Source organism: Bradyrhizobium sp. MOS003 (genome assembly GCF_003020125.1).
Classification (GTDB): Bacteria; Pseudomonadota; Alphaproteobacteria; order Rhizobiales; family Xanthobacteraceae; genus Bradyrhizobium.
In genome coordinates this window covers 381,304-405,177 of record NZ_PYFW01000003.1, presented here as the reverse complement: position 1 = coordinate 405,177, position 23,874 = coordinate 381,304, and the positions used below count along the sequence as shown (strand labels likewise).

Sequence of the window (23,874 nt, the reverse complement as noted above, 5' to 3'; positions counted from 1 at the left end):
GAATTGGTGCTCCGTCAGATTCGTCAGTTGAATCAAAGGGATTTCAAGATGGACGTGCAACGCAAGCTGGAAATTCTGGCGGATGCCGCCAAGTACGACGCGTCCTGCGCCTCTAGCGGCACCGAGAAGCGGGATTCCAGCGACCGCAAGGGCATGGGCTCGACCGCGCCGGGCATGGGCATCTGCCATTCCTATGCACCCGACGGCCGCTGCATCTCGTTGCTCAAGGTGCTGCTGACCAACGCCTGCAATTACGATTGCCTCTATTGCGTCAACCGCGCCTCCTCGAACGTGCCGCGCGCCCGCTTCACCGTCGAGGAAGTGGTCAAGCTGACGCTCGACTTCTACCGGCGCAATTACATCGAAGGCCTGTTTCTTTCCTCCGGTATCATCCGCAGCCCCGACTACACGATGGAGCAGGTGGTGAGCGTCGCGCGAAAACTGCGCGAGGAGCATCACTTCCGCGGCTACATTCATTTGAAGACCATTCCTGAGGCCGACGACGCGCTGATCACGGAGGCCGGCAAATATGCCGATCGTCTCTCCATCAACATCGAGATGCCCGAGGAGACGAGCCTGCAGCAATTCGCGCCGGAGAAAGACGTGCGCGCGATCCGCCGCACCATGGGCCGGCTCCGGCTGAAGCTGGACGAGGCCGAGGAGAACCGCGCAGCGAAGACGAAAGCCAGGCCGCAACGCTTCGCGCCGGCAGGCCAGAGCACGCAGATGATCGTCGGCGCCGACAGCGCCTCCGACCACACCATTCTCCACACCAGCTCCAATCTCTACGGCTCCTACAAGTTGAGGCGCGTCTATTATTCCGCCTTCAGCCCGATCCCCGACGCCAGCCGCGCCTTGCCTTTGGTGCAGCCGCCGCTGCTGCGCGAGCACCGTCTCTACCAGGCCGACTGGCTGATGCGGTTCTATGGCTTCGATGTCGGCGAGATCGTTGACGACAGCGCGATGCTGCCGCTCGACATCGATCCGAAGCTCGCCTGGGCGCTGCGCCATCGCGACCGCTTCCCGCTCGACATCAACCGCGCCAGCCGCGAGGAGCTGCTGCGCGTGCCGGGCTTCGGCACTAAGGCGGTCGAACGCATCATCGCGACACGGCGCACCACCACGATCCGCCTCGCCGATCTCGCCCGGCTGCACGTGCCCTGCAATAAAGCGCTGCCGTTCATCGTCCTCAGCGACCACCGCCCCTCGCCGCATCGCCTCGATGCCGCCGGGCTGATCGAGCGGTTCAAGCCAAAGGCAACGCAACTGGGGTTTGGCTTCTGATGCAATACATCACCCTCGACACCGAAACCGACTTCGACGGCTGGCGCGCAGCCGCACGCAGCCTCGCGCTTCATCATGTGCAGCCCGCCGATGTCGCCTGGACCGTGCACGGCCGCGACGCGGAGTTATTCGTGACGCAAGCGCCGTCTCCGATCCTCGCGGTGAACGAGGGCACCTTCAACGTATCAAGCAAATTCGTCGATCTCGCCAGGGCCGCGATCCTGCATCGCGATCCCGAACGCTTTGCGATCCTCTATCGCCTGCTCTGGCGCCTGAAAGACAATCACGATCTCATGGACGTCGCAATCGATCCTGACGTCGCGCTGGTCACTGCGATGGCCCGAGCGGTCCATCGCGACGAGCACAAGATGCATGCCTTCGTCCGCTTCCGCGAGATCGGCAGGGAACGCGCCGCGCATTTCGTCGCCTGGTTCGAGCCGGAGCATCACATCGTCGAGCTGGCCGCGCCATTCTTTGCCAAGCGGTTCGCCGACATGCCCTGGTCGATCCTGACGCCGGACCTCTGCGCGCATTGGGACGGTCATTCGCTTTCGTTCACACCGGGCGTCAGCAAGAGCGAAGCACCCGGCGAGGACCGGCTGGAGGAAACCTGGCGGCGCTACTATGCCAGCATCTTCAATCCGGCACGTCTCAAGGTGAAGGCGATGCAGAAAGAGATGCCGAAGAAATATTGGAGGAACCTGCCGGAGGCTTCGATCATTAAGCCGTTGATCGAGGATGCCGAACGCATGACCGGCGCCATGATCGCCAATGCAGCAACTGATCCGCACAAGCCTCAGAAGCGACCGGAGGCTCTGATGATACGCACGACTGCCGCCGACGATCTCGAAGCGCTCCGCGAGGAGGCCGCGCATTGCCGCGCCTGCCCGCTCTATAAGGATGCGACCCAGACCGTGTTCGGCGAGGGCCCGAAGCACGCCAACATCATGCTGGTCGGCGAACAGCCCGGCGACAAGGAAGACCTCGCCGGCCACCCCTTCGTCGGACCGGCCGGCCAGATGCTCGACCGTGCGCTGGAGGAAGCTGGTGTCGATCGCAAGAGGGTCTATGTCACCAACGCGGTGAAGCACTTCAAATTCGTGCCGCGCGGAAAGATCCGCCTGCACCAGAAGCCGAATACGCCTGAGATCAAAGCGTGCCGGCAATGGTATGAGCGGGAGCTTGCGGTCGTTCAGCCCGATCTCGTCGTCGCTATGGGCGCGACCGCCGCGCAAAGCGTGTTCGGCAAGATCACCCCCATCGGCAAGACCCGCGGCCGGCTCATCGACCTTCCCGACGGACGCAAGGCGCTTGTGACGGTGCACCCGTCCTATCTGCTGCGGCTCCCCGATCCCGAAGCCAAGGTTCTGGAATATCAGCGCTTTGTCGAAGATCTGAAGATCGTTGCCGGCTTGCAGAAGAAGGCCGCGCGGGCCGCCTAGCCAGGGCGCGGACTGGCTAACGCGCAGCCATAGCCTGATTGACGCGCTTGACCTACATCAAGGCAGAGGCGCGCTCCGTGGGTTCATCTAGAAACCCGCGGGGAGGACGCCGAAATGAAGCTGTCAGTCTCGGTCGCGTTAGCTGCGTTGACGATAATTGGAGGCATGGGCGCAAGTGCCGAAAAGGCCAGTGCCGTGGTCTATTGCCAATACGTCGACTATCCCGTGGGTTGCATCGTAAGGCCCGGTGTCGTGCTTCGGCCGCGGCCGGTGGCGCGAGCCGTCGTGACTCCCGGCGTTGGCGCCCCGGGGGTTGGTGTGCGTCCCGGAACACCGATGAATCGCGGCGGACCGGTCAATCGCGCGGGAAGACGCTAACCGGCCTTTCAACGGTCGGGCAGGTGAACTGCTTTTGCCGAAGTCAATATTGAAGGCAAGGTGAAGCCCTGCCGAGGAGTGGAATTCCATCATCAGGTAACCATCAAACGGTGAGGCCCAACGATGAAGCGACAGGTCACTTTCGCCCTCCTGAGCTTGGCACTGGGTTCTGCGACTCCACTTCCGCTAATGGCTCAGCAGGCCCAAGCACCCGCCCGCACGCTCGATGATGCCGGCACCATAGACAAGAACACCGCTGAAAGAATATTTCCCTCCAAGCCGATCTACTCGCCCTATGCCGGGCGCAAATTTCCCACTCGTCCGCTGTTCGGCGATACGCATTTGCACACGGCGGCCTCGTTTGATGCGGGTGCGTTCGGCGCGAGGCTCGGCGCCCGTGAGGCGTACCGTTTTGCCCGCGGTGAGGAAGTAATGGCGTCGAGCGGGCAACCTGCAAAGCTGTCGAGGCCCCTGGACTTTCTCGTCGTCGCCGACCACTCCGACAATATGGGGGTGTTTCCCGATTTCTTCGCGGGCAAGCCCGAAATCCTGGCCGATCCGACCGGCAAGAAATGGTTCCAGATGGTCAAGGACGGCAAGGGCGCCGACGCCGCGTTCGAAATGATCATGTCGTTCAGCGAGGGTACTTTCCCGAAGCCCATGACCTACTCACCGGATACCCGTGCCTACAAGGCGGCGTGGCAGGACAACGTTGCTGCGGCCGAGCAGTACAACGAACCGGGTCGCTTCACGGCCCTCATCGGATACGAGTGGACCTCAAACACGGGCGGCAACAACCTACATCGCAATGTGATCTTCCGGGATAATGGCGACAGGGCAAATCAGGTCGTGCCGTTCACGACGAGTCCTCCGCTCGGCAGCGACAATCCGCGAGACTTGTGGAAGTGGATGACCGCTTACGAACAAAAGACCGGCGGTAGCGTGCTCGCCATTGCGCATAACGGCAACCTGAGCAACGGCCGGATGTTTCCGATCATCGAATCGTTCACCGGAAAGCCGGTCGACAAGGAATATGTCGAGCAGCGAGCCAAATGGGAACGGCTCTATGAGGCCACTCAGACCAAGGGCGACGGCGAGGCTCATCCTGTCCTTTCGCCGACCGACGAGTTCGCCAACTTCGAGCGTTGGGACTTCGGCAATCTGGATGCCAGCGCCGCGAAGACTAAGGATATGCTCGAGTTCGAATATGCCCGTTCGGCGCTGAAGAACGGGCTGAAGCTCGAACAGCAACTCGGCGCCAACCCCTACAAGTTCGGGATGGTGGGCAGTTCCGATGCGCACACCGGCCTCGCAGCCATGGAGGAGGACAATTTCTTCGGCAAGACAACGCCGCAGGAGCCGAGTCCGGAGCGGTTGACCGCTACGTTCGTGAAAAATCCAACGACCGGCATCAAGGTCATGGACTGGCAGGTCAGCTCGTCCGGTTATGCTGCTGTCTGGGCCACCGAGAACACGCGCGAATCCATCTGGGACGCGATGCAGCGCAGGGAGACCTACGCCACCACCGGGTCACGCATGGTCGTGCGCTTCTTCGGTGGCTTTGACTTCAATCAGGCCGATGCGCAGACCCGCAGCCCGGCCATGGCTGGCTATGCCAAGGGCGTGCCGATGGGCGGCGATCTTCGGGGCGCGCGTTCGGAGAAGGCTCCGAGCTTCCTGGTCGCCGCGCTGAAGGACCCGCTCGGTGGAAATCTTGATCGCATCCAGATCGTGAAAGGCTGGATGGACGCGAGGGGCGAGTTGCAGGAGAAAGTCTACGACGTGGTTTGGAGCGGCGATCGCAAGCCCGGCGCCGACGGCAAGCTTCCTTCGGTTGGCAATACCGTTGACGTCGCTGATGCTGTCTGGACCAATACCATCGGCGCACCTGAGTTGATCGCGGTTTGGAGCGATCCCAACTTCAATGCCTCCGAGCGCGCCTTCTACTACGTTCGCGTTCTCGAAATTCCCACGCCGCGATGGACGGCCTACGATGCCAAGCGCTTCGGCGTGCAGCCATTGCCCGGGACCCAGATGACGATTACCGAGCGGGCCTACACCTCGCCCATTTGGTACACGCCGGAATGACGAAACGACTTCTCAGCGAACCACTTCTGCATTTTGTGTTGATTGGCGCCGCACTATTCGCGGCCCACGGCGTCCTGACACGTGGTGCCGCCACCGTACCGGGTCGTATCGCAGTCACACAGGACCAGATCGAGAGCATGGCGTTGCTGTTCTCGCGCACCTGGCAGCGAATGCCATCGGATGCGGAATTGCAAGGTCTCATTCGGAGCCACGTCCGTGAGGAGGTTCTCTACCGGGAAGGCCTGGCGATGGGGCTCGAACGCGACGATCCAATCATCCGGAGACGCATCGCGCAGAAGCTGGAATTCGTGGCCGAAAGCGGAGATGCCGCCGAGCCGAGCGACGGGCAACTGCAGGATTATCTCGATTCGCATCTTGCGGCGTTTGCTGGCGAACCCCGCATTACATTCAGTCAAATCTATCTCGATCCCAAGAGGCACAAGGCCCCTTCGGTCGATGCCGAGCGAATGCTCGATGAGTTGAACAGCCTAGGAGGCAGCCTCGATCCAGAAGGCTTGGGCGACCCAACCACGCTTCCACTCCGCTTCGACAACATCACGGAAAGCGGCCTAAAAAACAGTCTGGGCGAGCCATTCGTGAAGGCGCTTGCGCAGATCTCGCCCGGTCAATGGAAGGGCCCGATAAAATCCGACTATGGGATGCATTTGGTTCGGGTCCTTGAACGTACGGAACGGCGCTCTCCGGCGCTCGCGGATGTGCGCGAGTCCGTGAAGCGGGATTGGGAGCGAACTCGTCGCATGGAGGCGAGCGCGGGATGGTACCAAAACTTGCTGCAGCACTACACCGTGACAATCGAGCGACCGCGGCTGGCCGGGAATGTCCGCGATGACCGGCCAAAATGGCAGGAATAGCGATGGGCCGACTTTTCCTGGTCATGATCGGTCTCTGGGCTCTCGTCGGCGCCTCCGTCGCAGCCGCCGATGATTTCCGGCCGGGCTATCTCGAACTGCGCCAGCAAGACGCGGAGACTTACGACGTGTTCTGGAAAGTCCCGGCGCAGGGCGACAATCTACGGCTGGGAATCTACGTCGTATTTCCCGCCGACGTCGTCAATCTTTCAGCACGGCGCGGCGCCTTCCACGCCGGCGCTTATTCCGAACGCTGGCGTCTGAGTCGGCCCGGCGGTCTTGTCGGCGAGACTGTTCGAATCGAGGGGCTTTCCTCCGGCATGACCGACGTTCTGGTGCGGGTGGAACGGTCGGACGGCACCGCTCAGGTGACGCGTCTCCTGCCGTCCAGCCCGTCGTTCGTCGTCGAGCCTTCCGCCGGGACTGGGGAAGTGGCACTCACCTACCTCGTACTCGGCGTGCAGCACATCCTGCTCGGGGTGGATCACCTGCTATTCGTACTCGCGCTACTGCTCGTCGTTAAAGGCGTCGGGCGCGTGGTTGCGACTGTTACGGCATTCACCATCGCGCACAGCATCACACTTGCCGCGGCGACATTGGGTATCGCCCATGTGCCGGGTCCGCCGGTGGAAGCCGTCATTGCGCTCTCCATCGTCTTCGTGGCCGCGGAAATCGTTCACGGCATACAGGGCAGATCCGGATTGACGGCGCGCTGGCCGTGGGTGGTGGCGTTTACCTTCGGACTACTTCACGGATTTGGCTTCGCTGGCGCCTTGAGCGAAGTCGGCTTGCCACAGAACGCCATTCCGACGGCGCTTTTCTTCTTCAACGTCGGCGTGGAACTTGGGCAGCTTCTCTTCGTCGGCGCATTCGCGATAGGCGCACTGCTCGTCGCTCGGGCAGGCATCCTCTGGCCGCGCTGGCTGGAGGTGGCGCCGGCCTACGCAATCGGCAGCGTTGCGATGTTCTGGGTCATACAACGCGTCGCGGCCATGGGTGGCAGTTAGCTGGACTGCGAAATACCTTCTTGACGTCGGCTATTGGCCCATCGCGACATTGCGCTGCCGCATGAACCTGGTCGCTGGAGGGGCAAAGCTGACCTGGTCTTCCTTGGATCACGCAGCGGTTTTTATGGCGACACGGCCTGGATAGTGGTGAGAAAGCGACGATACGGCGCCGCTTGTCATCCGGCCTTCAAATCCATCGCGGACAATACCCTTACTTCGAAGTTAAGGGGCGTCCAGACATGACCGATGTTGCGTTCGACCACGCGGTAGCCGATCCCGCGCCGATCCAGCCGGCCTCGCGGCCGAATCTCGACAAAGGCTTCAATCCGCTGACGATGATCCTGTTCTTCGGCATCCTTGCCGCGGGCCTGCTGTTCGTCGCCTACAGCATCTATGTCGACGTCAACGCCACCGGCGCGCGGGTGACGACCTACCTGCCCTACATCCTGTTGTTCGTCGCGCTCCTGATCGCGCTCGGATTCGAATTCGTCAACGGCTTCCACGACACCGCCAATGCGGTAGCGACCGTGATCTACACCCATTCGCTGCCGGCCGAAGTCGCTGTGATGTGGTCGGGCTTCTTCAACTTCCTCGGCGTGCTCATGTCCTCCGGCGCGGTCGCCTTCGGCATCGTCTCGCTGCTGTCGAACTAATCCTGCAGGTCGGCTCCAGCGCCGGCTTCGCGATGGTGTTCGCGCTGCTGATCGCCGCGATCCTGTGGAATCTCGGCACATGGTTCTTCGGCCTGCCCGCCTCCTCCTCGCACACGCTGATCGGCTCGATCATCGGCGTCGGCGTCGCCAACGCCGTCATGCGCGGCCGCGACGGCACGTCGGGCGTGGATTGGAGCAAGGCCACCGAGATCGGCTACGCGCTGCTGCTGTCGCCGCTGTTCGGCTTCATCTGCGCCGCCGTGCTGTTGCTGCTGCTCAAGTTCATCGTGCGCAACCCGGCCCTGTATGCTGCGCCCGAAAGCAACAAGGCGCCGCCGCTCTGGATCCGCGGCCTGCTGATCGCGACCTGCACCGGCGTCAGCTGCGCGCACGGCTCGAACGACGGCCAGAAGGGCATGGGCTTGATCATGCTGATCCTGATCGGCACCGTGCCGACGGCTTACGCGCTCAACCGCGCGCTGCCGGAATCCCAGGTCGCCCAGTTCCAGAAGGTCTCGGATGCCGCCTCCAGGGTGATCGCGGCCAAGGGCGCCGGCCATTCGATCATCGGCGACCCCCGTCCTGCGGTGACCCAGTACATCACCTCGCACCACATCAGCGAAGGCACCTACCCCTCGCTGTCGGTGCTGGTGAAGGATGTCGGCGACCAGGTCGCGAAATACGGCTCGCTCAACAAGGTGCCGGCTGAAGCGGTCGGCAACACCCGTAACGACATGTACCTGGCCTCTGACGCGATCCGCTTCCTGATGAAGGACAAGGAAAACGACCTCAACAAGGACGAGGTCGCGACCTTGAACGCCTACAAGGGCGGGCTCGACAGCGCCACGAAGTTCATCCCGACCTGGGTGAAGGTCGCGGTCGCCATCGCGCTCGGCCTCGGTACCATGATCGGCTGGAAGCGCATCGTGATCACGGTCGGCGAGAAGATCGGCAAGAGCCATCTCACCTACGCCCAAGGCGCTTCGGCCGAGCTGGTGGCCGCCGCGACGATCGGCGCCGCCGACGTGTTCGGCCTGCCGGTCTCCACCACCCACGTGCTGTCATCAGGCGTCGCCGGCACCATGGCGGCGAACGGCTCGGGTCTGCAATGGTCGACCATCCGCAATTTGTTGATGGCCTGGGTGCTGACCCTGCCCTGCGCGATCATGCTGTCGGCCACGCTCTACGTGATCTTCTCGCGGATATTCTGAAGATCCTCCAAAACAAAGGCCCGTGCAATGCACGGGCCCTCTTCATTTGTGCTTCGGGTTCAGTCCTACGACGCTGCGAGCGATTCCTCGACCAGCTTCACCCAATACGACGTGCCGAACACGATCGCCTCGTCGTTGAAATTGTAGGCGGGGTGATGCAGCCCGGCGCTGTCGCCGTTGCCGCAGAAGATGAAGGCGCCGGGGCGCGCTTCCAGCATGTAGGCGAAATCTTCTCCGCCCATCAGCGGCGGCATCTCGTGCACATTGGCATCGCCCGCGACTTGCCTGGCAATGCGCCGCGCCACCTCGGTCTCCGCGGCGTGGTTGTTCACGACGGGATAGTTGCGCTGGTAGCGCAGGTCGATCTTGGCGCCGGTGATCTGCGCGACGCCCGCCACCACCTCATGCACGCGCTTCTCGACCAGCTTGCGCACCTCCGGCGACAGCGTGCGAATGGTCCCCTTCAGCGTCGCGGTCTGCGGAATGACGTTGCGGGCGTTGCCGGCGTGGAATTCGCAGATCGAGATCACGGCCGATTCCAGCGGATCGACGCTGCGCGCGACGATCGACTGCAGCGCCGTGATCACCTGTGCGCCGACCAGCACGGAATCGATGCATTTGTGCGGACGCGCGGCATGGCCGCCAAGGCCCTCGATCATGATGTCGACCTCGTCGGTCGCCGCCATGATCGGACCCGGCCGGATCGCGAACGAGCCGATCGGAATGCCGGGACCATTGTGCATGCCGTAGACCTGCTCGATGCCGAAGCGCTCCATCAAGCCGTCCTTGACCATGGCCGCGCCGCCGGCGCCGCCTTCCTCGGCGGGCTGGAAGATCACCACCGCATCGCCGGCAAAGTTGCGGGTTTCGGCGAGGTAGCGGGCGGCCCCGAGCAGCATCGCGGTGTGGCCGTCATGGCCGCAGGCGTGCATCTTGCCCGGAGTCTTGGAGGCATAAGGCAGGTTGGTCTGCTCCTCGACGGGCAGCGCGTCCATGTCGGCACGCAGGCCGATGGTCTTGAGCCCCTCGCCGGCCGGCTTGTTGCCCTTGATCACGCCGACCACGCCGGTCTGGCCGAGGCCGGTGACGACCTCATCGCAGCCGAATTCGCGCAGCCGATCGGCCACGAATGCTGCAGTGCGATGAACGTCGTAGAGAAGCTCGGGGTGCTCATGGATGTCCCGGCGCCAGGCCTGAATATCGGGTTGAAGGTCGGCGACACGGTTCACGATAGGCATGGAGGGTCTCAAGCGTTGTTGGGAATACAGGACTGTCTACCATGCAAGCCACAGTCCACCTAACTACCGCGGATCGGGGGTAGCCCTGTGCTCTCGTCATGGCCGGACTTGCGGCCAGCCTGTCTCCAACTTGTCTTGGCCGTCCCCGTCTGACTATTAGGAGAGAAAGCGTGTGGATGCCGGGGACGAGCCCGGGCATGACGCCTGTTTGGGTGGAAGCAGAATGCCGAGACGGCTCGAAGGTGAATTTGACTACATCGTCGTCGGGGCGGGTACGGCGGGCTGCATCGTCGCCAACCGCCTGTCGGCCGATCCCGGCAAACGCGTCCTCGTCCTCGAAGCAGGCGGCGACGACAACTGGATCTGGTTCCACATTCCCGTCGGCTATCTCTTCGCCATTGGCAATCCGCGCTCGGACTGGATGTTCAAGACCGAGGCCGAGCCCGGCCTGAACGGCCGTTCGTTGGCCTATCCCCGCGGCAAGGTGATCGGCGGCTGCTCGGCGATCAACGCCATGATCTCGATGCGCGGCCAGGCCGCCGACTATGATCATTGGCGCCAGCTCGGCATGACCGGCTGGGGCTATGATGATGTGCTGCCGCTGTTCAGGCGGCTCGAGGATCACTTCCTGGGGGCGAGCGAGCACCATGGCGCCGGGGGCGGCTGGCGCATCGAGGCGCCGCGGCTGTCATGGGACGTGCTCGATGCCGTCGGCGATGCCGCCGAGCAGATGGGGATCAAGCGCATCCCGGATTTCAATACCGGCGACAACGAAGGCACCAGCTATTTCCACGTCAACCAGAAGCGCGGGCGGCGCTGGTCCTCGGCGCGCGGCTTCCTCAAGCCGGCGCTGAACCGTCCGAACCTGCGGCTCGAAAAACACGTGCTGGTCGACCGCCTGATCATCGAGCAGGGCCACGCCGTCGGCGTGCGCTTCATCCAGAACGGCGAGATGATCGAAGCGCGTGCGAAACGCGAAGTGATCCTCTCGGCAGGCTCGATCGGCACGGTGCAGGTGCTGCATCGCTCCGGCATCGGGCCTGCCGACTGGTTGTCGCCGCTCGGCATCGACATCGTCATGGACAAGCCCGGCGTCGGCCGCAATCTGCAGGACCATCTGCAGCAGCGCGCGATCTACAAGGTCGAGGGCGTGCGGACGCTAAACGAGACCTATTACAATCTGTTTCGCCGCGGCCTGATGGGGCTCGACTACGCCTTCCGCCGCCGCGGGCCGCTGACGATGGCGCCATCGCAGCTCGGCATCTTCACGCGCTCGGACGCGACGCGCGCGCGCGCCAACATCCAGTTCCATGTGCAGCCGCTGTCGCTGGACAAGTTCGGCGATCCCCTGCACCGCTTCCCCGCCATCACCGTCAGCGCCTGCAATCTGCAACCGACCTCGCGCGGCACCGTTCGGCTGCGCTCGACGAGCCCCGACGAGAAGCCGATCATCGCGCCGAATTATCTGTCGACCGACGACGACCGCCAGGTCGGCGCCGACGCCATTCGCACCACGCGCCGCCTGATGCAGCAGAAGGCGCTGGCCAAATATCGCCCGAGCGAATATCTGCCCGGTCCCTCGGTCGGCGACGACGATGCCTCGCTCGCAAAGGCTGCCGGCGATATCGGCACCACCATCTTCCATCCCGTCGGCACCGCCAAGATGGGCGCAGTGAGCGATCCGATGGCCGTGGTGGACGAGCGCCTCCGCTTCTACGGGCTCGAAGGCCTGCGCATCGTCGATGCCTCGATCATGCCGACCATCACCTCGGGCAACACCAACACGCCGACGGCGATGATCGCCGAGAAGGGCGCGACGATGATCCTGGAGGATGCGAAGTAGCATCTTGTCCCCATGATCCGTCCCCGTCGCTTTTCCATCGGCCCGGCCAACACAGAGATCGCCATGCTGCAATGGGGGCGAGAGCGGCAAGCCGCCTGCCCTCCTCGTGCATGGCACCGGTTTCGTCGCCGACGTCTGGGAAGAAATCGCGCGCGATCTTGCATCGAGCTACACCGTCTATGCACTGGACCGCCGCGGCCACGGCGCCAGCCACAAGCCCGGCGCCTATCACTTCCTGGACTATGCCGAGGATGTCTGCGGGGTGATCGACGCGCTCGATCTGCATGACGTCTACGGGATCGGCCACAGCGCTGGCGCCACGGATCTACTGCTCGCGGCAAAACTCCTGCCCGGGCGCTTCACACGCCTGTTCGTGATGGAGCCGACGGTGATGGACCCGCGTGCCGCGCGTACCGGGGGATTGAACGACGAATCCGTCGCCCGTCTCCAAGGCACTTTGCGCCGGCGCGCTGAGTTCGAGAGTGCGGACGCCGTGTTCGCGCGTTACCGCGCCGCGCCGTCCTTTTCGGATTGGACCGAGACCTCGCTGCAGGCGTATGTGCGCCATGGCTTCACGACGCTTGACGATGGCCGGGTGCGGCTTTGCTGTACGCCGGAGATCGAGTCGTCGATCCTGCGTCCGATCTACGAAGCGATGGAGCAGGTTTACGTCGGCGACGTCCGCGGCAATCCGTTTGCAGGGCTCGCCGAGATCGACTGTCCCGTGCGCGTCACGACCGCCGCGAAGTCAGGCCCGATTTATTGGGAGATGGCGGCGCGCGCGGCGTCGCTGATCCCGAAGGTCAGCACGAGAGTGTTCGAGGACGCCGGGCATTGCGTCGCGCAGGAAGCGCCGGAGCGTGTGGTCGAAGCCGTGCGGGAATTCGCGAAATAAGTCGCGTACCCTGGACGCGGCGCAGCAAGAAGTGGTGCGCCGCAGAGCCGGGGCCCATCTCACCGCAGACCACCCGGCCCTGTGGGTCCCGGCTCTGCGCAGCAACGCTCCGCGTTGCACCGCGTCCGGGACACGAGATCACCTCACGAAAACGTCATCCCATTCGGGAATAAGCCCCCGGCTCCCCCGATCACCTCCCCGAAGCCCAATTCCGGGCGAAGCGGAGGATGCGCGATGAGCGGACACGATCACGGGGAGGACGGCGTCAGCCGCCGCAAGGTGCTGGAATGCATGACCTGGGCCGGCACCGGGGTGCTCTGGACCGTCACGGGCGGCGTGCCACGCTCGCTCGGCATCATCGATTCCGCGCAGGCTGCGACCGCAGCGGCACCCGGCATGACGTTCCTGCAGATCAGCGACAGCCATGTCGGCTTCGACAAGCCGGCCAATCCCAACGCGCTCGGCACGCTGGAGGAGGCCGTGGGCAAGATCAACGCGATGCCGACAAAGCCGTCCTTCATGATCCACACCGGCGACATCACCCATCTGTCCAAGGCCGCCGAGTTCGACAATGCCGACCGCATCATCTCGCAGAGCAAGCTCGACGTGCACTACGTGCCTGGCGAGCATGATTTCCTCGACGAAGAGGTGAAATTCTATCGCGATCGCTACGGCCGCGGCACCAAGGGTGCTGGCTGGTACTCCTTCGATGCCGGCGGTGTGCACTTCGTCGGCCTCGTCAACGTCGTCGACCTCAAGGCCGGGGGCCTCGGCAATCTCGGCGCCGAGCAGCTCGCCTGGCTCCAAGACGACCTGCGCGGCAAGTCGAAATCGACGCCTGTCGTATTGTTCGCACATATCCCGCTCTGGACCGTCTATCCCGAATGGGGCTGGGGCACCGAGGACGGCGGCCGCGCGCTGGAATACGTCAAGGGTTTCGGCTCGGTCACCGTGCTCAACGGCCACATCCACCAGGTGATGCAGAAAGTCGAGGGCAACGTCACCTTCCACACCGCGCGCTCAACCGCCTTCCCGCAACCGGCGCCCGGAGCCGCTCCTTCACCCGGACCGATGAAGGTCGAGGACGCAAAACTGCGCTCCATGCTCGGCGTGGCCAGCATCAACTTCAAGCAGAACGAGCAGCGGCTCGCGATCATCGACACGCCGCTCCAGGGGTAAGGTGGAAGCCGACAATGAAGACTCTCAACCGCCGCGACTTCGGTGTCGACCTCGGTTTCGCTTTGGCCGCGGCCATCCTGCTGCCTGCAACGACAGCCCGTGCCGACGATCTGGAAGTTCATATCGACAATTTCGTCTTCCAGCCGGCCGAACTCAAGATCAAGGTCGGCACCACCGTGACCTGGACCAACCGGGACGACATCCCGCACACCGTGGTGTCGGCCGGCAAGTTCAGGTCCAAGACCCTGGACACCGACGACAAGTTCTCCTTCACGTTCACCAATGCGGGCGACTACAAATATTTTTGTTCGCTGCACCCGCACATGACGGGGATGATCAAGGTTGAGTAACGTCTCCAACCAAGGCATCAACGTCTTGCCCGGCCGGTGGTCCCACGCCGGCCGGGCTTCTGCGCCTCCAGCGACATCAGGCGAAACGGCAAAGCGAGCGGCGATGTCAGCGGCAAGCGACGATCCAGACAAGGCGCGGCGTTTTCGCGAAGCGGCGCTGCCCCATCTCGACGACGTCTACACGTTCGCGCGCTATCTGCTGCGCGACGCCTCCGACGCGGAAGATGCGGTGCAGGAGTGCTATCTGCGCGCGCTGAAGCACTTCGACAGCTATCGCGGGCCCGCGATGAAGCCCTGGCTGTTCGCGATCCTGCGCAATGTCTGCAACGCCGAATACGCACGGCGCGCCCACAGGCCCAGCGCGCTCGAGGATACGCCCGGCGCCGCCGAGCAGACGCCGATCTGGCAGGAGAGCGAGGCGAGCCCGGAAGCTGAGGTGCTGCGCAGCCGCGATGCCGGCGCTATCCGCAAATTGATCGATGCGCTGGCGGAGCCGTTCAAGGAAACCTTCGTGCTGCGCGAGATCAACAATTTGTCCTATCGTGAAATCGCAGAGGCCGTCGGCGCGCCCATCGGCACCGTGATGTCCCGCCTTGCCCGTGCCCGCGCCATGTTGCGCGCGGCATGGACGGCGGAAGAGGAGCATTCCAGATGACCTGCGACGAAGCAAGGATCATGCTTCACGCGCTGCTCGACGGCGAGCTCGACGCCGGCCATGCGCGCGAGGTCGAAGCCCATATAGCCAGCTGCACGGCTTGCTCGGCTGAGTTTGCCGCGCAACGCGAGATGCAGCGCGTTCTCGCTGACACCAATTTGCGTTACACCGCGCCCGCCAGCCTGCGCGACCGGATCGAGGCGTCATTGCCAGAGCCGCAACGCCAGCCGAGCCGCCGCTCCGTGCTGCGTGGCTTTGCGATGGGCTCGGCGGTCTCCGCGCTCGCCGCAACGGGCATCGTTGCCGTGGTGCTGCGCCAGGACGACCAGCAGCGTATCCTCTCGGAGGTCGTCTCGGCGCATCTGCGCTCGCTGCAGGCCGGCCATCTCATCGACGTGGTCTCGACCGACCAGCACACCGTCAAGCCGTGGTTCAACGGCAAGCTCGACGTCGCCCCGCCCGTGATCGATCTCACCGCTCAGGGTTTTACGCTGGTCGGTGGCCGGCTCGACTATATCGACGCCCGCGCCATCGGCGCGGTGGTCTACAAGCGGCGCCAGCACGTGATCAATCTGTTCGTATCGCAGACCACGAGCACCGAACACCGGCCGCCGAAGACGCAGACCATGCAGGGCTTCAACTGCCGCCGCTGGAGCGAGCGCGGCCTGAATTTCTGGGCCGTCAGCGATATCGGCGCCGACGAGCTCTCCGAGTTCGTCGACAAGTTCGAGGCAGCGATGAAGGCGAATGTGGAGGGGTAGCGGTCTCGGCTTTCATTGCGAGCGCAGCGAAGCAATCCAAAACGCCTCAGCGTAGGGATACTGGATTGCTTCGCTGCGCTCGCAATGACGATCGTTGAAAATAGATCGGCGTCTTACGCCGACCGCCGCACCGCGTTGTCCACCAGGGTCTTGCCGAGCGACCAGATCGCGCCGGGGACCTTGTGGCTGCCGGCGATGACGTCGTCGAACGCCTTCTCGATCCAGCTGCAATCTTCCTCGGTGATGGTGAGCGGCGGCAGCAGCTTGATGGTGTGGCTGCCGTGGCCGGCGACCTGGGTCAGGATCTTGTGATCCTTGAACAGCGGCACGGTGATGAGCTGGCAGAACAGGCCCTTGTTGGCGGCTTCCAGCACGTTCCAGGAGGCGCGCAGCCGCAGCGATTTGGGCGGACCGAACTCGACGCCGATCATCAGGCCCTTGCCACGCACTTCCTTCATCAGCTCGTAGCCGGGCACCATGCGCGTCAGCGCGAGGCGCAGCTCGGCGCCGCGCTTGGCGGCGGACTCGATCAGCTTCTCGGACTCCATGACATCGAGCGTGGCGATGCCCGCTGCCATGGCGAGGTCATTCTTCGAGAAGGTCGAACCGTGCACCACGGCGCGATCCATCTGATTGAAAATCTTGTCGAAGATCGCCTTGCGCGTCAGCACCGCGCCGACCGGCACGTGGCCGCCGGACAGCGACTTCGACAGCAGCACCATGTCGGGCTCGACGTTCCAGTGCTCGACCGCGAGAAAGCGGCCGGTACGGCCCATGCCGGTCTGGATCTCGTCGGCGACGAACAGCGTGCCGTATTTCTTGCAGAGCGCAGCCGCGCCCGGCAGGAACTCGTCGGTGGGCATGTTGACGCCCTTGCCCTGGATCGGCTCGACCACGAAGGCAGCGACCTCGCGGGAGGCCAGCGCCTTTTCCAGCGCGGCCAGATCGTTGAACGGGATCGAGGTGCAGCCCGGCAGCAGCGGTTCGAAGCCGGTACGGAAGTTCGAATCACCCGTCAGCGACAGCGCGCCATAGGTCAGGCCGTGATAGCCGTGGGCGCAGTAGACGATACCGGGGCGACCGGTGGCGCCTCGCGCGAACTTGATCGCGGCTTCGACGCATTCGGCGCCGGAGTTGGCGAAGAACACCTTGTCCAGATACGGGACATATTTCAGCAGGCGCTCGGCGAGCACGCCGGCCAGCACCGAGACGTCGAACTGGACGAGGTTGGGCAGGTCGGCATCGAGCACGCTCTTGAGCGCATCGCGCATGACCGGATGATTACGCCCGATCGCGAACACGCCAAAGCCGGACAGCAAATCGAGATAGCGCGCGCCGTCGCGATCGTAGAGATACTGCCCCTGCCCCTTCTGGAAGCCGACATCGTAGCCGATGGTCTTGAGAACCCGAACGAACTGCTCGTTCAGATACCGATTATGCAGGGTGCTGCGCTGGGCCTGACGGTCCGCGAAAAGCTGAGACATGTCTGGATTTGGGCTGTGCATCCGCTACATACTTCGCTTGAGGGCCGTCTCGTCAACAGAAAACGGACTGTGACCAGAAAACGGTCTGTGCGGCCTTTTGCCCTTTTTCGGACCATCTTCGCAAGCACAGCTTTAGCCCATGTTGCACTGCCAAGGAACTATCATGCGTTTAGCCCTTTACACCGGACTAATACTGGCTGGCGGTTACGGCTGCCTGACCCCGGCGCTCGCCGCCGATCCCACCGGCGACTGGCGCGTTGCCGACGGCGTCGCCAACATTCGCGTCGCCCAATGCAACGGCAGCATGTGGGGCGCCGTTTCCTGGGAAAAACAGCCCGGCGGCCGCGACGAGAACAATCCTGATGCCTCGAAGAAGACCAGGCCCACGCTGGGCATGGTGACCCTGATTGACATGAAGAAGAAGCCCGGCGCCGAGCAGTGGGAAGGGCAGGTCTACAACGCCAAGGACGGCCAGCTCTACAGCGCGACCATTACGCCTGCCGGCACCGACCAGCTCGAAATCAAGGGCTGCGTGATGGGCTTCCTCTGCGGCGGCGAGACCTGGACCCGGGTCGGTCCGCCGATTCCCTCGAGCACCGCCAACGCCATGGCCAAGGGCGCGCCGAAGTCTGCCGGCGCGACGCCGAAGGCCGCAGGTACGACGATTGCCGCCGCGCCTGCGCCCGCAGCCCCGAAAGCCGCCGGCGCAGCCAAGCCCGGTCAGAAGGGAACCGCCGACCCGGTCGGCGACATCTGCCTACTCCCTGAGATTGCGGGGTTTGCCCATTAGGGCCGGCTGAAACAGCAGCACGGCGGCGAGCGTCGTCACCAGCGAGAGTGCCAGCAGCTTGCCCATGCTGGACGTGCCGGGATGGCTCGACAGCCACAGGCTGCCGAACGCGGTCGCCGTCGTCAGCGCGCTGAAGAAGATCGCGCGCGTCAGGCTGGTCTGGAGCAGGTTCGTCCTGCCCGAGCGCCAGGCCACGACATAATAGATCTTGAAGGCGACGCCGACACCGAGCAGCAGCGGGAACGCGACGATATTGGCGAAGTTGAGCGGCAGGCCGACCAACACGCAGATCTCGAGCGTCACCGCGCCGGCAACCAGCAGCGGCACCAGCGTCATCAACACGTCGACGAAGCGGCGCAAGGTGATCCACAGCAGCAGGCCGATCACCAGCAGCGCGTAGATGCCGGCGTGGATGAACGCCTTCACCACGGTGTCGCCGGATTTCAGGATCGAAACCGGCCCGCCGATCGCGGTCGGCTCGGCAACGAGCACGGCGGCGGCAAATTTGCGCAGCGTGTCGTTGTCATTGGGATCGCCCTTGGGCAGCGCCTCGACGCGGATGATGCCGTCCTTGCTCTTCCAGCCGCTGACGAGATCGGGCGGCAATGAACTGAGGGTGACCGGCCCGGCCTGCATGGCGTTCCTGAGCTGGTCGAACACGATCTTCATCGGCGTGACGAAGACGTCCTGCGCCTTGTTGCGCGTGGCCTCGTCGCCATTGGCGAGCTTTTCAAGTGCGTCTGCCAGACGGCGCGAGGCAATCGCGCCCGGCCCCTTCGCCTCGCCCGCGGTCCGGCGCAGATTGTCGACCGAGGATTTCAGCGAATCGACGTTTTCCTTGTCGGTCGGCGCCGCATCGATCTGATCGGGGTTGAGTGCGGGATTCAGCACCTTGGCGCCCTGCGCCAGCAGCTTCAGCTTCGGCGGCTGATCCTCCGGCACGAAGCTGTTGAGCGACATCACCCGCAGCACCTCAGGCACCTTTTCCAGCTTGGCCTCGACCTGCTTTGCCTGCTCCTCGGACGTGACCATCACGTTGATGGCGTTGGCGCCGGTGTTGGGGTCCTTGCGCAAATCGAGGAAGGTCGCGATCGATTCGGCCTTCGGGTTGCGCAGGTTCATCGGGTTGAAGTCGAACTTCATGAAATAGAGCAGCGGCAGGCCGGCGACAGCCAGCAGCAGCGTGCCGCCCACCACCAGCACGCGATGCTTTTCCAGAAAGTGATCGACCGGCGCCAGGAAGGCGTAGCCGACAGGCTCCTTTTCGCCGGGCGGGTTGAGCAGCTTCAGCATGGCCGGCAGAATGGTGATCGAGGAGAGGAACGCCACCAGCATGCCGACACCGGCAATCTGGCCGAGCTCTGCGATGCCTTTGTAATCGGTCGGCATGAAGCAGAGGAAGCCGGCCGCGGTCGCCATCGCCGCGAGCGACAGCGGCACCGCCGAGCGTTTCGCGGCCAGCACCAGCGCGCCCGTGAGATCATTGTGCTTGTAGCGCTCCGAGCGGTAGCGGACGCTGTACTGGATGCCGAAATCGACGCCGAGGCCGACGAACAGCACCGCAAACGCAATCGACAGCAGATTGAACGATCCGACCATCATCAGGCCGGCGGCGGTCGTCAGCGCGAGGCCGACGAAGAGATTGACGAACACCGCGAAGATGATCTTCGACGAGTGCAGCGCCATCCACAGGATGAGCAGCACGACGAGCACGGTGCCGATGCCGTTGACGACGGCGCCTTCCTGGACGGTGGCGTATTCCTCGTTGGCGATCGGGACCGGACCGGTCAGGCGCACCCGCGCCTGGTACTTGTTCGCGAAATCCAGATCGGCTGCGGCCTTGCGGATCGCGTTGGTGGCATCCTTGCCAGGCTCCAGCGCGTTGTAGTCGAGGATCGGCTTGAACTCGATGAAGGCGCGCTTGTCGGAATCCTTCAGCGGCTCGTCGCTGACGAGTTCGCGCCAGGAGAAGCTCGCATCGCCCTTGTTGAGCACGGTCTCGACCGTCTGCGCGATCAGGTTGAACGGACGCGCAGTGTTGTCGAGCTTGACCTGGCCGCGCTTGACGCCGGCAAGTCCGGTCTCCAGCGCGCCGGTCAGGCCGCGGATCGAGGGATCGCCGGCCATGATCTCGATCAGGGGCGCTGCGGATTCGAACTGGCTGGTGATCTTGCCGACCTCTTCGGTCGGCAGGAACAGCAGTCCGTTCTTTTCGAAGAACTCGCCGCTGCCGAGTTGCTGCAGGGACTGGAAGTTGGTCTTGTCGTCCTTCAGCCGGGCATAAAGCGCGTCCGCCGCCGCACTCGTCATCTCCGGGGTGCGGGCCTCGACCACAGCGATGATCGTTTCGTTTTGATCGAACGCCTTGTCGAACTGCTGGTCGCGCTTGCGCCAGTCGAGATTCTGGGAAATCAGCGAGTTGATGTCGGTGTTGATGGCGAAGTGGCGCGCGGCGTAATAGCCCGCTCCAACCGACAGCAGAAGCCCGAGAACGACGACGAGGGAGGCAAACCGGGTGCAGGCCCTGACGATGGCAACGACGACGCTTTGCAGCACTTCTTTTCTTTCTGCGATTAACAGCTTGCCGGAAACGCCCGCTGTTTAACGGAGTTCCCGGGCGAAACCTATTGCTGTTTTGAGTGGCACTCGCCGCCGAAAGGTTCGAGGTAAACGGCGGAAGACCGTGGCAAAATCATGCGGGGGGTCGGTATAGCCGGGGAGTTGAGGCGGGAAAGTGACGAAAGGCTGATCACTAATGTCGCTGGCTTGCGCACCCTCACGTCTCTACTATAATACCGTGAAATCAACCCGGCAGGGGAACCCCGTTCCATTCGACCTTTCCCCGCCGCCGATTTTTTGACACAAAGTATTGCGCCTCCATACGCCGGAGCCCCGGCGGGGGTGGTTGGCTACCGCGTGCGCGAACCAATGGTGCGGATATTGCAACGCCTTGGTCAGTATCGGGTGCCGCCGGCGACTTACGAAGCGGATGGGTGCAACTTGCGTGACGGGCCTCCTATGGAAGTTTATCTGGCGCAGCCGCGCGGCTTCTGCGCGGGCGTGGTGCGTGCGATCGAGATCGTGGAACGGGCGCTGGAGAAGTACGGCCCGCCCGTCTACGTGCGCCACGAGATCGTGCACAACAAATACGTCGTCGAGAGCCTGAAGAACAAAGGGGCAATCTTCGTCGAGGAGCTGTCCGAGGTGCCGCCGAAGGCGGTGACCGTTTTCAGCGCCCATGGCGTCGCCCGCAGCGTCGAGGAAGAGGCTGCCGCGCGCGACCTTCCCGTGCTCAATGCCACCTGCCCGCTGGTCACGAAAGTTCACAATCAGGGGAAGCGCTACATTGCCAGGGGCCGCACGCTGATCCTGATCGGCCATGCCGGCCACCCCGAGGTCGAGGGCACGATGGGCCAGGTTCCCGCCCCCGTGCTGCTCGTTCAAAGCGTCGAAGAGGTTAAGACCTTGAATTTGCCGGCAGATACGCCAGTGGCCTACATTACCCAGACCACCTTGTCGGTCGACGACACCAAAGATATCATCGCGGCCCTTCAGGCCCGCTTTACAGATATTCAAGGCCCGGATATCCGGGATATCTGCTATGCGACACAGAACCGCCAATCTGCGGTAAGGGATTTGAGCAAGCTGGTCGACGTGATCTTGGTGGTGGGCGCTGCCAATAGCTCGAATTCGAACCGGCTTCGCGAAATCGGCACCGAGGCCGGCGTCGCGAGTTATTTGATTGCCGACGGCAGCGAGCTCAATCCGGAATGGTTGAAGAATGCGGGGAGCGTCGGCATCACGGCCGGTGCTTCGGCGCCCGAGGTACTCGTGGATGACGTGATTGAAGCGATGCGGCGAATCGGACCGGTGAAGGTCCAGGTGTTGCCGGGCCGCGAGGAAAACATCGAATTCCGGCTTCCGGCCCAATTGGCTGCGAGCTGACCCACCCGAATTCAGAAGCCCAGAAAGAAACTTGTAATGGCTATTCCGTTCTTCAAGGAAATGCGTATCGGCGCCTATTTGCTCAAGCAGAAGATGCTTGGCCGCAAACGCTATCCGCTCGTGCTGATGCTGGAGCCGCTGTTCCGCTGCAACCTCGCCTGCGTCGGCTGCGGCAAGATCGATTATCCGGATGCGATCCTCAACCGCCGCATGACCGCGCAGGAGTGCTGGGACGCGGCCGACGAGTGCGGCGCGCCGATGGTCGCGATCCCCGGCGGCGAGCCGCTGATCCACAAGGAGATCGGCGAGATCGTGCGCGGCCTCGTTGAGCGCAAGAAGTTCGTCTCGCTCTGCACCAACGCACTGCTGCTGGAGAAGAAGCTCGATCTGTTCGAGCCCTCCCCTTATCTGTTCTTCTCCGTCCATCTCGACGGCCTGAAGGACCACCACGACAAGGCGGTGTCGCAGAAGGGCGTGTTCGACCGCGCGGTGTCCGCGATCAAGGCGGCCAAGGCGCGCGGCTTCACCGTCAACGTCAACGCCACCATCTTCGACGGCCATCCGGCCGAGGAGATCGCGAAGTTCCTCGACCTCACCGTCGAGCTCGGTGTCGGCGTCTCGATGTCGCCGGGCTACGCCTATGAGCGCGCGCCGGATCAGGAGCACTTCCTGAACCGTACCAAGACCAAGAAGCTGTTCCGCGACGTCTTCGCCATGGGCAAGGGCAAGAAGTGGAATTTCATGCATTCCGGCCTGTTCCTGGACTTCCTCGCCGGCAATCAGGAATACGAGTGCACGCCGTGGGGCATGCCCGCGCGCAACATCTTCGGCTGGCAGAAGCCCTGCTATCTGCTCGGTGAAGGCTATGCCAAGACCTTCAAGGAGCTGATGGACACCACCGACTGGGAAACCTACGGCACCGGCAAGTACGAGAAGTGCGCCGACTGCATGGCCCATTGCGGCTACGAGCCGACGGCTGCGACCGCCGCGCTCAACAACCCGCTGAAGGCGATGTGGGTCTCGCTGCGCGGCATCAGGACCACGGGTCCGATGGCGCCGGAGATCGACATGAGCAAGCAGCGCCCGGCGCAGTACATCTTCTCGTCGGAAGTGCAGAAGCGCCTGTCGGAGATCCGCAAGGATGAGGCCGAGGCGGCGCAGGCAAAGGCGGCACGGAAGGCTTCGACCGCGGCGTAAACGGTCGCAATCAACTATCACCACGAAGGCCCGGCCGCGATCGCGACCGGGCCTTTTTGATTCGCGCTTGAGCCACGCTATTCGCGACATCGTCATTGCGAGCGCAGCGAAGCAATCCAGTCTGCGTCCGCGGAGGCACTCTGGATTGCTTCGTCGCTTCGCTCCTCGCAATGACGGCGTATGTGCCACCGGCTTGCGTTTTCATCAGCGCGCTCTTCCGCGGACACACCTTCGCAGTCCCGCGGCGTATCCGCCCGGGTTTATGCGTTTAGTTCGCGCCCCATGGAAGCCAGAGGGCGCAGGGAAGGCCGGGCGCCGGCGGCACCCGCGGTCCGCGTGCATGGAGAACGCACACGGGGTGGACTACAGGTGTTGCCGGTCACCCGGCCTTCCCTGCGCGGATGGTTTTAACGGTGTCCTTCGTGCTCTCCTCGGGGAGCGTTGCACTATTGCCCCCGTCGCCTCACGGCTGATCGATGCGCGCACCGGTCGGTCGCAACACCGCCGCGAGCCTTGACGCCAGAACCCCGGGCGTCGGGACCACACGACTTCTCCGTTCGCGGACGGCCTCGCCGAAAGCATCGGACGCTCGCGTGTGCTCGCCC

17 protein-coding genes and 2 pseudogenes are annotated in these 23,874 nt (G+C 63.5%); 16 read left to right on the top strand and 3 right to left on the bottom strand.

Translation table 11 applies throughout. The features are described from left to right. The first annotated feature begins 48 nt into the window (after positions 1–48). The 7 genes and pseudogenes from C7G42_RS16770 to C7G42_RS16740 all read left to right on the top strand — a co-directional run bounded on the left by C7G42_RS16770 (position 49) and on the right by C7G42_RS16740 (position 8,932). Positions 49–1,284, top strand: coding sequence for a putative DNA modification/repair radical SAM protein (locus tag C7G42_RS16770; protein WP_106950057.1), 1,236 nt, complete (start codon positions 49–51; stop codon positions 1,282–1,284). Beyond that, the gene (locus C7G42_RS16765) at positions 1,284–2,726 is read left to right on the top strand and encodes a UdgX family uracil-DNA binding protein (RefSeq protein ID WP_106950056.1); all 1,443 of its coding nucleotides are present in this window, start codon (positions 1,284–1,286) and stop codon (positions 2,724–2,726) included. Before C7G42_RS16770 ends, C7G42_RS16765 begins: the two co-directional genes overlap by 1 nt. A gap of 114 nt (positions 2,727–2,840) precedes the next feature. Beyond that, positions 2,841–3,104, top strand: coding sequence for a hypothetical protein (locus tag C7G42_RS35830; RefSeq protein ID WP_106950055.1), 264 nt, complete (start codon positions 2,841–2,843; stop codon positions 3,102–3,104). Positions 3,105–3,227: 123 nt separating this feature from the next. Next, positions 3,228–5,192 carry a DUF3604 domain-containing protein gene (locus C7G42_RS16755; protein WP_106950054.1) on the top strand — a complete coding sequence of 655 codons (1,965 nt, stop codon included), beginning with the start codon at positions 3,228–3,230 and terminating at the stop codon, positions 5,190–5,192. After that, positions 5,189–6,064 carry a peptidyl-prolyl cis-trans isomerase gene (locus tag C7G42_RS16750; RefSeq protein WP_158537596.1) on the top strand — a complete coding sequence of 292 codons (876 nt, stop codon included), beginning with the start codon at positions 5,189–5,191 and terminating at the stop codon, positions 6,062–6,064. The genes C7G42_RS16755 and C7G42_RS16750 overlap by 4 nt, the downstream gene beginning before the upstream one ends. Before the next feature lie 2 nt (positions 6,065–6,066). After that, the gene (locus tag C7G42_RS16745) at positions 6,067–7,068 is read left to right on the top strand and encodes a HupE/UreJ family protein (RefSeq protein WP_245427763.1); all 1,002 of its coding nucleotides are present in this window, start codon (positions 6,067–6,069) and stop codon (positions 7,066–7,068) included. A 239-nt stretch (positions 7,069–7,307) separates the two neighbouring features. Continuing rightward, a pseudogene (locus C7G42_RS16740) lies at positions 7,308–8,932 on the top strand (inorganic phosphate transporter). Between the two features lie 65 nt (positions 8,933–8,997). On the opposite strand, the gene C7G42_RS16735 reads toward C7G42_RS16740, so the two are convergent. Continuing rightward, entirely contained in the window at positions 8,998–10,170 is a 1,173-nt protein-coding gene (locus tag C7G42_RS16735; RefSeq protein ID WP_106950052.1) for a M20 aminoacylase family protein, read from the bottom strand. A gap of 223 nt (positions 10,171–10,393) precedes the next feature. Here C7G42_RS16735 and C7G42_RS16730 point away from each other — a divergent pair, with 223 nt between their 5' ends. The 6 genes and pseudogenes from C7G42_RS16730 to C7G42_RS16705 all read left to right on the top strand — a co-directional run bounded on the left by C7G42_RS16730 (position 10,394) and on the right by C7G42_RS16705 (position 15,853). Continuing rightward, entirely contained in the window at positions 10,394–12,013 is a 1,620-nt protein-coding gene (locus C7G42_RS16730; protein ID WP_106950051.1) for a GMC family oxidoreductase, read from the top strand. A gap of 12 nt (positions 12,014–12,025) precedes the next feature. Beyond that, positions 12,026–12,908: pseudogene (locus C7G42_RS16725) on the top strand (alpha/beta fold hydrolase). A gap of 234 nt (positions 12,909–13,142) precedes the next feature. Then, on the top strand, positions 13,143–14,087 hold the full coding sequence (locus tag C7G42_RS16720) for a metallophosphoesterase family protein (protein WP_106950049.1): 945 nt from the start codon (positions 13,143–13,145) through the stop codon (positions 14,085–14,087). A 14-nt stretch (positions 14,088–14,101) separates the two neighbouring features. Next, positions 14,102–14,437 carry a cupredoxin domain-containing protein gene (locus tag C7G42_RS16715; protein ID WP_106950048.1) on the top strand — a complete coding sequence of 112 codons (336 nt, stop codon included), beginning with the start codon at positions 14,102–14,104 and terminating at the stop codon, positions 14,435–14,437. 103 nt (positions 14,438–14,540) lie between these two features. Next, complete coding sequence (locus C7G42_RS16710; RefSeq protein WP_199580946.1) at positions 14,541–15,092, top strand: sigma-70 family RNA polymerase sigma factor; 552 nt, start codon at positions 14,541–14,543, stop codon at positions 15,090–15,092. Continuing rightward, positions 15,089–15,853 carry an anti-sigma factor family protein gene (locus C7G42_RS16705; protein WP_106950047.1) on the top strand — a complete coding sequence of 255 codons (765 nt, stop codon included), beginning with the start codon at positions 15,089–15,091 and terminating at the stop codon, positions 15,851–15,853. Before C7G42_RS16710 ends, C7G42_RS16705 begins: the two co-directional genes overlap by 4 nt. Positions 15,854–15,966: 113 nt before the next feature. Here C7G42_RS16705 and hpnO read toward each other — a convergent pair whose 3' ends face one another. Next, complete coding sequence (hpnO, locus tag C7G42_RS16700; RefSeq protein ID WP_094975218.1) at positions 15,967–17,358, bottom strand: aminobacteriohopanetriol synthase HpnO; 1,392 nt, start codon at positions 17,356–17,358, stop codon at positions 15,967–15,969. A 142-nt stretch (positions 17,359–17,500) separates the two neighbouring features. Here hpnO and C7G42_RS16695 point away from each other — a divergent pair, with 142 nt between their 5' ends. Then, a complete protein-coding gene (locus C7G42_RS16695) occupies positions 17,501–18,127 on the top strand; it encodes a DUF2147 domain-containing protein (RefSeq protein WP_199580945.1) in 627 nt (208 codons plus the stop codon). Here C7G42_RS16695 and hpnN read toward each other — a convergent pair. After that, positions 18,095–20,683 (bottom strand): hopanoid transporter HpnN, encoded by a 2,589-nt coding sequence (gene hpnN / locus C7G42_RS16690; protein WP_106950045.1) that lies wholly within the window; start codon positions 20,681–20,683, stop codon positions 18,095–18,097. The genes C7G42_RS16695 and hpnN overlap by 33 nt on opposite strands. Before the next feature lie 462 nt (positions 20,684–21,145). Here hpnN and ispH point away from each other — a divergent pair, with 462 nt between their 5' ends. After that, positions 21,146–22,072 carry a 4-hydroxy-3-methylbut-2-enyl diphosphate reductase gene (ispH, locus tag C7G42_RS16685; protein ID WP_106950044.1) on the top strand — a complete coding sequence of 309 codons (927 nt, stop codon included), beginning with the start codon at positions 21,146–21,148 and terminating at the stop codon, positions 22,070–22,072. A gap of 36 nt (positions 22,073–22,108) precedes the next feature. After that, positions 22,109–23,269 carry an adenosyl-hopene transferase HpnH gene (gene hpnH, locus C7G42_RS16680; RefSeq protein WP_106950043.1) on the top strand — a complete coding sequence of 387 codons (1,161 nt, stop codon included), beginning with the start codon at positions 22,109–22,111 and terminating at the stop codon, positions 23,267–23,269. Positions 23,270–23,874 lie beyond the last annotated feature (605 nt).